Source organism: Nocardia sp. CA-119907 (assembly GCF_050955995.1).
Classification (GTDB): domain Bacteria; phylum Actinomycetota; class Actinomycetes; order Mycobacteriales; family Mycobacteriaceae; genus Nocardia.
Map to the genome: position 1 here is coordinate 6,607,642 of NZ_CP192091.1, position 12,028 is coordinate 6,619,669.

The window sequence follows — 12,028 nt, forward strand, 5'->3', positions numbered from 1 at the left end:
CGCTTTCGTCAGCGCTGAGCAGAGGAGCAATGCATGGCATTGAACGAGTACACCCCGGGCACAGCCTTTCCAGGAACGGTCGGACCCACCATCGACCAATCCAGTCCCGCCTGGCCGAAGCCGATCCGTGCCGCCGCGGGCGCACCGAACGTGCTGCTGATCGTCTTCGACGACGTCGGCTACGGACAATTGGGGTGTTACGGCAGCCCGATCGCCACGCCCCGCCTCGATGCGCTGGCCGCCGATGGCCTGCTCTACAGCAATATGCACACCACCGCGCTGTGTTCACCGTCGCGCTCGTGCATCATTACCGGACGCAATCATCACGCCAACGGGATGGCGGCGGTCACCGAGTTCTCCACCGGCTACCCCGGATACGACGGGAACATCCCGTTCTCCAATGGGTTTCTCTCGGAGATGCTGCTAGCGCGCGGTTACAACACGTACGCGGTCGGCAAGTGGCACCTGACGCCCGCCGACCAAGAATCGCCCGCCGGCCCCTACAACCGCTGGCCGCTGGGACGCGGCTTCGAACGCTTCTATGGCTTCCTCGGCGGCGACACCAGTCAGTGGTACCCGGATCTGGTCTACGACAACCACCAGATCGAGCCGGAACGCACTCCCGAAGAGGGCTACCACCTGAGCGAAGACTTGGCGGACAAGGCAATCCAGTTCGTCGCCGACGCCAAACAGGCCGCACCGGATAAGCCGTTCTTCCTCTACTTCTGTCCCGCCGCCGCCCATGCTCCACACCATGTGCCCAGGGAGTGGGCCGACCGATACCAGGGCCGATTCGACGAGGGCTGGGAAGCCTATCGGGAAATGGTGTTCGACCGGCAGAAGCAACTTGGCATCATCCCCGCCGATGCCGAGCTGTCCGAACGGGATCCCGACGTGCCGGACTGGAACTCACTGAGTCCCGACGCGCGCCGACTGGCAGCCCGAATGATGGAGGTGTACGCCGGGTTCCTCACCCACACCGACCACCACATCGGCCGCGTGCTGGACTTCCTGAAGGAGATCGGCGAATTCGACAACACAATCGTCGCGGTGGTTTCCGACAATGGCGCCAGCGCGGAGGGCGGTGTCACCGGCACGACCAACGAGCTGCAGTTCTTCAACAACGCCCAGGAGCCGCTGGAAGACAGCCTCAGGGACATCGACGAACTCGGCGGCCCTGACACCTTCAACCACTATCCCTGGGGTTGGACCTGGGCCGGCAACACCCCGTTCCGGCGGTGGAAGCGTGAGACCTACCGCGGCGGCACCAGCGACCCGTTCCTGATCCACTGGCCGCGCGGCATCGTGTCTCGCGGCGAGGTGCGCACCCAGTACGCACATTTGATCGACATCATGCCCACCCTGCTCGACCTGCTCGACATCGAGCCGCCGGAATCGATCAATGGTGTGGCACAAACCCCGCTGCACGGCGTCAGCTTCGCCCACACCCTCGATGATCCCGCCGCGCCGACCGGCCGCCACACCCAGTACTTCGAGATGCTCGGCCACCGCGCGATCGATCACGACGGCTGGCGCGCGGTATGCCCTTGGCCGGGGCCGTCTTTCGCCGAATCCGAGCGACCATTCGGCACTCCGATCATGGCCAAGGACCTCGCGGACCTCGATGCCGGACACTGGGAGCTGTACCACGTGGCCGAGGACTTCGCCGAGAACCACAATGTGGCCGCCCAACACCCCGACAAGCTCGCCGAGCTGATCCGGCTGTGGTACGCCGAGGCCGACAAGTACCAGGTCCTTCCCATCGACGGCAGGGCGATGGCCCGGCTGTTGGACGAGCGACCTCAGCTCACCGAGAACCGCACCCGATACACCCTCCGGCCCGACACCCAGATGCTGCCCGCAGCGGTCGCACCCCGACTGTTCAACCGGCCGCACAGCATCACCGCCGAGGTGACCATCCCCACCGACGGGGCGGAGGGAGTGCTGCTGTGCGAGGGCGGCTATACCGGTGGTTGGTCGTTCTACCTGCAGCACGGCCGACTGCACTACGTGCACAACTATGTGCGCCGGTCCTGGTTCACCGTGTCCTCCGAGGAAGCGATTCCGGCCGGGCGCCACCAGCTCGGCTTCGAGTTCCAACCCACCGGACTCCCGGACTTCATGCAGGGCAAGGGCGCGCCTGGCCGTGCGTTGTTGTACCTCGACGACCGCCTTGTCGGCCAAGCCGATTTCCCGGTCACCACACCGATCATCTTCAACCCGGGCGGCCTGCGCTGCGGCGCCAACCCGGGGTCGGTGGTGACGTCCGAGTACCGCGCGCCGTTCCGATTCACGGGCACCTTGCACAGCGTGACCGTCGACATCTCCGGCACCCCGATCACCGATGCCGCAAGCGAAATGCGCGCGGCCATGGCCCGGCAGTAGTCGTCGTGCGCTGAACGTCACGGGTGCGCGTTCGCACTCGTCCATCAGATCCACCCCCACAGAGGCAGCGGGCGGCGCGGTGACAACCGCCGCGGCGCCCGCCTTTGTGGACCACTTCGATCCAAGGTGAGGAAGAACAATGAGAATTCGATGGTCAGCCCTCGGGGCCGCGACAGTCGCCGGCATGGTGCTGACAGGAGCGACCGCGACAGCCGCGCCGACCGACATCTCCCCCGCGGTGTCGTACCGGGCACAACTGACAACCGACCAATCGGTGGTCACCATCCTCGAGAACGGGACCTTCGCGCTGTCGGACGATGGCAGCGCGGTCTCGGTCCTCGATAATGCGGGACGCGTCCTGGACTCGCTGCCGTTGCGGGTCCGAATCGACGATCAAACGCTACCGGTCCGGCACCAGATCGCACCCGACGGTCGTACTCTCACGTTGACCCCGGATGTCGCCGCGATTCGACGCGACGAATTGAAACCTGTGGCGTCACCAGTCGAGAACCAGCTCGCGATGAACGACCTCATCAATGCCGTCAGCATCGGCACGTCGGTGGGAAGCCTGCTCGGCACGGCCGTCGGAGCGGTTCTCGGCGTGGGCGTCGGCGTCGCGCTCGCAGGCGCGTCCTGTCTGGTGTTGAGCCTGGGATGTGTTGTCGCCGTCCTGCCCATCGTCGCCCTCGCCGGAGGCGTCGGCGGGATGGCGGGCCTCGTCGTCGGCGGCGGTCCGACGGCGGCGATCGCGCTGTACCAGTACCTCACCACACTCAACGCCCCGCCGGGAACCAGCAAGTACGCCCCGGACCTGCAGCCTCATGCGGAATCCCCCTCCGCCACACCAGGAGCGACGCGATGATCGCGCGAAACGATCGGCGCCTGGTCTCGCAGCGCGCGTGTTGGGTGGGTGTCCTGACGGCCGTCGTCGCTTCGGGGATCGCCGCACCACCCGCAATCGCCGATGCACCGGCGTCGCCATCGGTGCACTACCGCATCGAGGTCGTGGGCGACCGTGTGCTGACCACGGTCGACAACGCCCACTTCGCTGTCGCGGAGAGTCGTCAACAGGTCGAACTGCGCGACTCCACAGGTCAAGTGCTGGATTCGCTGCCGATGGTCTATTCGATCGACGGTGCGGTTCATCCCCTCGCGGAGTCGATCTCCGACGACGGGCGCACCCTGACACTGCAACCCGATGTGAGCCATGTCGAGCTTGCGCCGCGAACCGTCGCGTCACCGTTGGAGGATCAGCGCGCTCTGACCGAACTGGCCGACTCGCTCACCCGCGGCCCCCTGCTCGGAACAGTGGTGGGGACCGTGGTCGGCGCCGTGGTCGGCGCTGCGATCGGCGCCGCATCGTGCCTCGTCGTCGGGCCCGCCTGCGTCGCCACCATCCCCGCGGCCGCACTGGCTTTCGCCGCCGCGGGCGGGGTGGCCGGCACGCTGGCCGGCGGCGGCGTCGCGCTGGCCGGCGGCCTGTGGAAGTACCTCTCGACACTTCAGTCAGCGCCCGGACAGAGTCCTTACGCCGACCGTGACTCGGTGACCACACCGGATGGCGTCGTCGTCCCCGACGCCAACCTGCGGCTACCGAGCGGGTCGGCAAGCGGCATCCGCAGCGGGTCGTCCTCCGGTTCAGCACGCTGACGACATCCAGCCCCGGCGGACCATCGCCGGGGCTGATGCCGATGAATGGTCGACCGCAGGCGGTGCAGCTACCGCATACGCCGGTGGGTTGTCGGTAACCCGATGCACCTCACACCCTTTCGGCACCGGGTTCGGCAGTGTCGGATCCAGCATCTCCCGGAAAGCGAACATCCCCGACACCGCCACCAGACGCCGGTTGATCGTCGCCGGCACATACCCGTCCAGCCGACCCCACGGATCCACCACGGTCGGCCCTGGCCGCCCCGGCAACCGGGCCTCCCGGCAGGCGGCCGAGTACCGCAGCAGCACCGGGGTGGTCACATCCTCCAGTCCTGGACTCTGACCGAGCAGCCATCGGGAGGAGACAGTCACCGATGATACGGTTGCGCGCGGGCCTGTCCCGCGTACCCTTGCCCGGACGGATGCCACGGTTGATGCCGGGCGGGCGGCCAAGGATTCCGCGGAGTCGCGTATCCCTCGGGTGCTGTCCTATGACTTCAACACGATGGACAGTGAATTCGCCTCCGCCACAGACAATCTCACCGGCGCATTTCGGGCGGATTTCGCTCAGCTCAGCTCGCGAGTCATCGTGCCTGCGGCACACCGTGATTCGATCATCACTCGGGCAAAGGTCGTCGGCACGTCCTTGGTAGCGGCCGATCCCGGCAAGGTCACGCTGTTGCTGTTCCTCGATCAGGAGACCACCAGTGCGGTGAGGTTCTGGTTCACCGCGTGGGTGTCGGCGCTGACCGGATGCGACGAGTCGAAATGCCAAGACGAGCAGCGCAAGGACGGCACCGGTTCCGATGAGACACATCCGGACGGGGTTGCGTTCCGAGAACGGTTTCATGGCTGTCACCTGCACCTTTCGGCGGGCGCGGTGAACATCGGCGTGTCCTGATGGCCGCCGCCGATCGCCGGGTAGCGAATCGCGAGTCCACAGACGAACCAGTTCACGAAACTTCCGTAACTACCGACGCGAGTAATCAGCGGGTACGTCGTGGGCAGCTTGGACAGCAGCAGCGACAGCGTGCCCGAATCTGCGTTGAGATTGCCGGCCAACTGCTGCAATTGGGTGATGTCACCGGCAATGGCGGGCCGGTTGTCGGTGAGAAGCTGCGCGACTGCGGCCGTACCCGCGTCGATCCGCTCCAGGCCCGCGGTCAGGGTGGCGCGGTCGTTGTCGAGGCCGCTGACCAGCGACTGCAGGTTGACGACCAGTTTGTCGAATCGATCACCGGTCTGGTGGATCGCACCCAACGCGGTATCGAGGCTCGCAATGGGCTCGCCGATGACCTGGTCGCGGTCCGCCAGCGAATTGCCCAGTGTGCCTATCTGTTCCACGAGTGCGGCGATGTTCTGCTCCTGGCCGTTGAGCACGGCGATCAGCGACCCGGACAATTTGTTGGTCTGGTCCGGGTCGAGGCCTTGCAGCAGGGGTTTGAACCCGTTGACGAGGCTGTCGATGTCGAGGGCAGGTTTGGTTTGCGCCGCCGGAATCGGATCGTGCTCGGATCGGATCCCGGAACCGTCCGGCTCGACGGTGACCTCGAGGTAGCGGTCGCCGATGAGGTTCTTGTATTTGATTGCGACGGTGGAACTCTGGAGCACGTCGATGTCATGGGAGACGGTGAACGCGACCTCGATCAGCTTGTCGTGCGCGAATGCCATCGACTTCACCTTGCCGACCGGGACACCGGCGAGCTTCACATCGTCACCGGATTTCATGCCCGAGGCCGAGGTGAACAGCGCGCGGTAGCTGCGTGTGGGGACGAAACGCAGGTCACCGACGACCACGACGAGCATGGCGGTGATGATCGAGGTGATCGTCAGGAAGATCAGGAGCTTGATTCCGGAGTCGCGGGCGTTCATCGGGTGAGTCCGTAGATCAGTGCGGCGAACGGGTTGCCGAGCAGGTCTTCAGGTGCCCGAACCGGACCGTAAACTGTGGTGCCGGTGTGCTCTCCAGCGCTGCCGCCCGGTAGGGGTGGGCCTTTTGCTGGTAGTCCTGGCTGGTCACCATGGTGACGAACGCGGCCCGTGAGGGGTACCGAACGACGACGATCGCGTCCCACCACGCCTTGTCGATGTCGCCGGCTACGACGTGGCTGGCGTCCCCCGCATACAGAACAGTGGCGTCGACGGCGTCGAGATGGGGCTGAACGGCCTCGGCGTATTGCTGGTAAGTAGCCGCACCGTCGTTCTCGTTGAACTTCAACAGGTTGATCATCACGACCGGGTCGTTGTTGTCGGCCGCGGCCGCCATGAGGGCTGCGCTCTGGACCGGGTTCGGTTCGATGGCACTCATCGCTCAGGCCTCCCAGCTGCTCAGATCGCGCGGGTAGTTCACGTCGAGTTGTTGCACGGACTGCATGATGGCCCTCCATTGGGTGCGCTGCGGAGCCGAGCGGCCCGCTGCCGAGCAACGTTAAGAGAGGTAGGTCACATTCTCTCGGCGCCAGGCCACAACGTCCGCCGCGCTCGTTGTGCTCACGTCACAGTTCGTCGGGACGGGGACGCGCGAGGCCGGGTCGAGCGGGGAGCATCGCCAGCGCGACCTGAATGTCCAAGGAGTCGGTGGCGACGCTGTGTCCGAGCAGGGCCTCGGCCTGGTGGACTCGGTAGCTGACCGTGTTGGGATGAACCATGAGCCGCTCGGCAGCACGACTGCGGCTGCGGTTTTCGTCGAGATACACCGATAGCGTCATCGCCAGCCGATAGGTGACCTCGTCGTCGGCGGCCAGTGGCCCGAGCACCCGGGTGATGAACGACAGTGCGTGATCGCGGTCGGCGGTGCCGAGCGCCGCAACGGCGACGCTGCGGTAGCAAGTGATCGCTGCCCCGCGCGGCCCCACCAGCGACGCGACCCGCCGCGCGTGGTCTGCTTCGAGGTGCGTGCGGCGAAAGCCCTCCAGGCCTTTGCCCGCCTCGCCCACCGCGATCCTGACGCCGGGCACCACACCCGGCACCTGTTTGCCACGACCGACGGCATCGAGGTCGTCGGAGCTGAAGGCGTCCCTGCGGCTAATCCAGCTCGCGACCGCAAGCGAGCCCAGGGAATGGATGAGGGTGCTCTCGGCACCCAGCGTCTGGGCGAGTCCCGCGAGAGCCTCGCCCAGCGCTGCCTGGGCTTCGCCGCCGTCGGAAGCCTGCTCGACCCAGGCGATGGCGCCGACGTGGCGCCGATTCACGTCGTAGCGCAGTCGTTTCGATGCCCGCTGTGCATTGCGCTCGCGGTCGGCCAGAATCTCCTCGACCGCGGCCGCGCGGACCGCGGCGGCGCTGCGCAGCCAGGCTTCGCGCTCGATCTCATACGCTCTCTCGGCTCGGACCATCGCCTCATCGACGTAGGCGAACAGCCACCCCGTGGCCAGATCCAGGGCTACCGCCTGATCGGACGCGTCCGACGCCTTGTCGACAATATGTGCGAACATCCACTGCCACACCCGCTCCTGAGCCAGCCGGTACAGCCGCATCAAATCCGCGAGTGCGACCTGTCGATGCACCGCCGACCGTGCGATGGCCAGGGTTGACGGCGGTAACTCGACCCCCCGCGGGTCGCCGGCGAGTTCGATGATCTGAGCCAGCTGCCGCAGGCTCGCCTCCGTGCTGACCAGGTTCTCTTGGACGTTCTGCGGATCTGCGAACAGTTCCGGCAACTCGGTCTGCATCCGGGCAACCGACCGTTGCGCGAGGTCACCGGCGGAGGCGCGCATCTGCGCACCCATCGGCCGCAACACCTCCCGCCAGACCCGTTGCGCAGATGGCTCACGCGCCGGCGGCCATTCGACCTCCATGACGGCCGAATATAGTCACCTTTGTCGCGCCACGACAATCTGCGCGCGATCCGGGACGAGCATTCCAAACGAGCGCTGGATGGTCGGCGGCCGCCCACATGCTCGCCGAGCTGGTCACCGACAACCTCGACGTGGCCGTGGCCGCTCGCAGTGGCCACGGCCACGGGGGTGACCCTGCATTCCGACCGATCCGGTCGATACACCGCTGCGGCGATGGGCCAGGCCAGCCACCCGCATGGCTTGCACCGGTCGATGGGCGCCACCGGGATCTGCTGGGACAGCGCCGGCGCCGAATCACTGTTGTCGACCTTATGGACACGAGCACAGCTACCGACACCTTTACGCCACGAAGGCCGAACTCGTTGCGGCAGTTGACAAATGGATGCTCTGGTACAACAGTAAGCGCCGTCTTCCCCGATCGGCATGATCAGTGAAGTCACTCTCAGCGGCTGCTCCAGCCGCTCAACCCCCACTCCACCATTCGGGGGAACCCACCCCTGCCCAACGCCACCACAGCTGAGCATGGCGTGGACGTAGTGGTCAACAATGTCGGACCGCGATCATGCCCGGTAGGGCAGCTCGGCCACCCGTTACCCGCCAAGACCGACAGTGACGATGGACCTCGGTTACGACGCGACCGGTTGTTGTGTTCGGCCGGTGAAGGGATTGAAGGCCGGGAGCGGCTTGATGAGCGGGGAGAGCAGTCTGCCGGACTGCTCGACGGTGAGAACCTCACTCGGGTCGAGCGGGATGACTTCGCGCAGCGACTCGTCGTATTCCCAGACGTCCTCGCCGACCAAGCGGCCCTCATCGTCGTAGGGCCAGATCATATGCTCCCGGGTTTTCATCAAATAGGTGGCGTCGGGGTCGACCGGAACGCCCGCGTCCACGAGGACGCTTCCCGGTGTCTGCTGGTACAGCGTGGCCGACGAGACGATCATGGTGTCGCTGACCGCCAATTTCTCGTCGCCACCGGTGTAGAAGACGCACTGCGCCGTGCCGGTCCACTCCCGATAAACCCCCTTGACGGCCTCGGCCCCAGCGAGCGTGGTGTTCATGCCGAACAAATTGAAGTGGTAGACGGGCTCCGCCACCGTCATATCGGGCGCGAAGATCTCTTCGAAGCGGCCCGCCATCTCCAGATAACGGTGCCGGTTATAGGCGTGTAGAAGATAGAGGTGGCGGGGGTTCTCGGTGGTCTCGATCAGTCGCTCCACGGCGATGTTGGTCTGGGTGATATCGAAACGGCTCATTTATTGATTCCTTTGTGCCGGATAATTGTTTGTTGTTCGACTCATGAAAGAAATCGTGGGTCAGGCTGATTTCGCCAAGAAGTCGACGATGTGCCTGGCGAGTTCCTCACCGGAGTCCTCCTGCAGGAAATGGCCCGCACCGCGGATGACCGGATGTTCGATGCCCTGAGCGCCACGCATCTCGGTTTGCAGGACGCCCCCCATCGGGCCGGTGATCGGATCGGAGTCGCTGAACGCCACCAACATCGGTGTCGTGCTCTGACACAGCGCCGCCCAGGCCGCCCGGTTGGCCGGCGCGGCCGGGTCATCGGGCGAGGTGGGCACCAGGCCGGGCATCACCCGCGGGCCGGCACAGTAGCTGTCGTCGGGGAACGGTGCGTCGTATCCGGCGCGTACCGCGTCGCTCATCACCTGAGTGCAACCCCACTGGATGAATCCGCCGACATCGATCGTCGGTTGGCTCTGGATGGCTTCCCGGAACTGCCACCAGATCTCGGGCATCGGGAAGTCACCGGCCGGCAGACCGGTGTTGGCGACCACGATGTGCGAAAACAGTTGAGGATGTTCGGCGGCCAGCCGCAACCCGATCAGCCCGCCCCAGTCCTGGCCGACCAGGGTGACGTTATTCAGGTCCAATGCGTCGAAGGCGAGCGCGCGCACCCATTCGACATGCCGGGCGTAGGTGTGATCTTCGCGGCGGGTCGGTTTGTCGGAACGACCGAAGCCGACCAGATCGGGGCAGATGACCCGATGGCCGGCCGCGGCCAGGATCGGGATCATCCGCCGGTACAGAAACGACCACGACGGCTCGCCGTGCAGCATCAGGATCGGGTCTGCGTCCTCGGGCCCGGCCTCGACCCACGCCATCCGCAGCGATCCGCCCTCGGTGTCGTCGACCTCGCAATACCGAGGAGCGTAGGGAAAGTCGGGCAGTTCAGTGAACCGCTCCTCGGGAGTGCGCAGCGTCAGCACGGCCGAACCTGACCGGCGAGTTTATCCACGGTATGCATCGAATCTCCTTACTTCTGTTTTACGGCGGCTGTTGGCCGCGGACCCGAAGTTAGGTGGCCGCACACCGATTGTCTCGGCGCTCTACGCCAAAGTTCGGTGCCAAGGTTGTGCCCGCGCGACAAGCCGGCGGATCGGGTGACATCACCGGGCAGCTCAATTTCCTTCCGCATCATTTGGCCACGGCGGCGAGTTTGCCGGAAATCCAGCGGGCCAACGGCGGAGTGGCTCGCGACAGCACGTACATGAGGTGGGCCTCGGCGGCGATCGGGGCGACCGCCCGGTCGCGATCGACTGCGCGGAGGATATTGCGGGCGACACGTTCGGGGGTGTAGCCGCGCTTCTTGTAGGTCGCCGCGAGGTTTTCGCGTCGCCCGTCGATGTTCTCGCCTCGAATTGGACTGGTCTGGGTAATCGCGGTGTTGATAACACCGGGACAGATGGCGGTGACGCCGATCCTTTCCGGCGCGAGTTCGGTTCGCAATGCCTCGGATAGGCCGAGGACGGCGAACTTCGTGGCGCTGTACGCGGACAGTTGTGGGTTTGCGAGCAGGCCGGCCGCCGACGCGAGGTTGACGACATGACCGCCGTGGCCTCGCTCGATCATGGCGGGAATGAACGCACTGCAGCCGTGGACGACACCCATCAGATTGATCGAGACCAACCATTCCCAGTCCTCGACAGTGGTGTCGAGGAACCCGCCGATGAGTCCGACGCCCGCGTTGTTGACGATCACGTCGACGCCCTCGAAATGGCCGAGGGTCGCGTCGGCGAATGCGGTCATCTGCGCGGCGTCGGACACGTCGACGCGGGCGGTCACGACGTCGCGCCCGGCACTGCGCGCCACATCGGCGGTTTCGGCCAGACCGGTCTCATTGATGTCACACAGGGCGAGGTCGGCGCCCCGGGCGGCGCACAGCAGCGCGAGTTCGCGACCGATACCGCTGCCGGCGCCGGTGATGACTACGACGTGGTCGTTGAGGTTGGACGTCGAAATTCTGGATCGAGATGTGAGCATGGTCGTAAGTTAGAGCGCTGTCGTAATGGTGGCTCGTGCGCTCACTCCAGTATTTTCGTCTTCCATTGTCAGCTGGCCACAGTTCGTATTTTGGAATTGCCGGCCAGCCGGTTGCAGATGTGATGCGAGCACAATTGATTTCGGGAAGATTGTTGTCCCGCAACGAGAAGATTGTGAACTGCGTCTCCTAGTGTGGCGTGTCGTGGCCGATCGGCCACGTTCTATTCGGAGGTCGCACGCAGATGTCCTGCGGCCCGCAGACCTTCGCATTACGCCGCGAATCGGTGGCAGGAAGGAACCGCGATATGAGCCGGTTCGACATCACCAAGACCAACCTCGCTGTGGAGCGGCTGATCGAGATCACCGACAACCCGCGCCACCTGTACCTGCTGCACGCCTACAACCGGCACCGCTACCTGGAGATGGCCGGCCGCTGGCAAGAGATCTTCGACCCGGCGATGACCGTCGCGCACCCCGTCTACCACTTCAACGTGTTCGGCATCAATACCGTCTTGGACGGGGCCGAAGCCGTGCAGGCCGTCTACAACGAATGGGCCGGCACCGGACAGTGCATCTTCTACGTCGACGACGAAAAGCTCGCGGTCGGCGACAACACGATCTGCTCGACCGCGGCGATCTATCAGCAGACACCCGGCGTCATTCTCGCCGAGGCCGGCGCGGACGTGGACCCGGCCGCTACCTATCTCGTCAAGAACGTCGAGCACATGATCTGGCCCTACGACGACCAAGGCCGTCTGGTCGGGGAGGACGTGTGGGAGATCGACGAATCCGTGCGCGAGATCATCGAACTCGACCCGTCGGAGGTGCTCACGGTTGAGCAGTCCGCAATCCTGCTGGCCCCGCTGATCAAGCCGCTGCCCGCCCGCACATTCTGAACGCAGACGATCGAGCCACCC

The 12,028-nt window shown here is 65.3% G+C and carries 12 protein-coding genes; 5 read left to right on the forward strand and 7 right to left on the reverse strand.

Features of this window, described 5'->3' with window-relative positions; all coding sequences use genetic code 11:
- The first annotated feature begins 33 nt into the window (after window positions 1–33).
- The 3 genes from ACQP2D_RS29350 (at window position 34) to ACQP2D_RS29360 (ending at window position 4,035) form a co-directional block, all read left to right on the forward strand.
- Window positions 34–2,385, forward strand: a complete 2,352-nt coding sequence (locus ACQP2D_RS29350; protein WP_433679160.1) for an arylsulfatase — start codon at window positions 34–36, stop codon at window positions 2,383–2,385.
- Window positions 2,386–2,569: 184 nt separating this feature from the next.
- Window positions 2,570–3,247, forward strand: a complete 678-nt coding sequence (locus ACQP2D_RS29355) for a hypothetical protein (protein ID WP_433679161.1) — start codon at window positions 2,570–2,572, stop codon at window positions 3,245–3,247.
- The gene (locus ACQP2D_RS29360) at window positions 3,244–4,035 is read left to right on the forward strand and encodes a hypothetical protein (RefSeq protein WP_433679162.1); all 792 of its coding nucleotides are present in this window, start codon (window positions 3,244–3,246) and stop codon (window positions 4,033–4,035) included. Before ACQP2D_RS29355 ends, ACQP2D_RS29360 begins: the two co-directional genes overlap by 4 nt.
- Here ACQP2D_RS29360 and ACQP2D_RS29365 read toward each other — a convergent pair.
- Entirely contained in the window at window positions 4,024–4,407 is a 384-nt protein-coding gene (locus ACQP2D_RS29365; RefSeq protein ID WP_433679163.1) for a hypothetical protein, read from the reverse strand. The two genes, ACQP2D_RS29360 and ACQP2D_RS29365, sit on opposite strands and share 12 nt — an antisense overlap.
- 133 nt (window positions 4,408–4,540) lie before the next feature.
- On the opposite strand from ACQP2D_RS29365, the gene ACQP2D_RS29370 reads away from it, so the two are divergent.
- Complete coding sequence (locus ACQP2D_RS29370) at window positions 4,541–4,936, forward strand: hypothetical protein (protein ID WP_433679164.1); 396 nt, start codon at window positions 4,541–4,543, stop codon at window positions 4,934–4,936.
- On the opposite strand, the gene ACQP2D_RS29375 is transcribed toward ACQP2D_RS29370, so the two are convergent.
- The 6 genes from ACQP2D_RS29375 to ACQP2D_RS29400 all read right to left on the reverse strand — a co-directional run bounded on the left by ACQP2D_RS29375 (window position 4,891) and on the right by ACQP2D_RS29400 (window position 11,111).
- On the reverse strand, window positions 4,891–5,907 hold the full coding sequence (locus ACQP2D_RS29375) for an MCE family protein (RefSeq protein ID WP_433679165.1): 1,017 nt from the start codon (window positions 5,905–5,907) through the stop codon (window positions 4,891–4,893). The two genes, ACQP2D_RS29370 and ACQP2D_RS29375, sit on opposite strands and share 46 nt — an antisense overlap.
- Before the next feature lie 16 nt (window positions 5,908–5,923).
- Window positions 5,924–6,343: a DUF1330 domain-containing protein gene (locus ACQP2D_RS29380; protein ID WP_433679166.1), complete on the reverse strand. Its 420-nt coding sequence runs from the start codon at window positions 6,341–6,343 to the stop codon at window positions 5,924–5,926.
- A gap of 187 nt (window positions 6,344–6,530) precedes the next feature.
- Complete coding sequence (locus ACQP2D_RS29385; RefSeq protein ID WP_433679167.1) at window positions 6,531–7,832, reverse strand: PucR family transcriptional regulator; 1,302 nt, start codon at window positions 7,830–7,832, stop codon at window positions 6,531–6,533.
- 626 nt (window positions 7,833–8,458) lie between these two features.
- A complete protein-coding gene (locus ACQP2D_RS29390) occupies window positions 8,459–9,085 on the reverse strand; it encodes a hypothetical protein (RefSeq protein WP_433679168.1) in 627 nt (208 codons plus the stop codon).
- A gap of 60 nt (window positions 9,086–9,145) precedes the next feature.
- On the reverse strand, window positions 9,146–10,057 hold the full coding sequence (locus tag ACQP2D_RS29395; protein ID WP_433679169.1) for a haloalkane dehalogenase: 912 nt from the start codon (window positions 10,055–10,057) through the stop codon (window positions 9,146–9,148).
- A gap of 208 nt (window positions 10,058–10,265) precedes the next feature.
- Window positions 10,266–11,111, reverse strand: a complete 846-nt coding sequence (locus tag ACQP2D_RS29400; RefSeq protein WP_433679170.1) for an SDR family NAD(P)-dependent oxidoreductase — start codon at window positions 11,109–11,111, stop codon at window positions 10,266–10,268.
- A gap of 305 nt (window positions 11,112–11,416) precedes the next feature.
- Here ACQP2D_RS29400 and ACQP2D_RS29405 point away from each other — a divergent pair, with 305 nt between their 5' ends.
- A complete protein-coding gene (locus tag ACQP2D_RS29405) occupies window positions 11,417–12,007 on the forward strand; it encodes a hypothetical protein (RefSeq protein WP_433679171.1) in 591 nt (196 codons plus the stop codon).
- The last annotated feature ends 21 nt before the right edge of the window (window positions 12,008–12,028 follow it).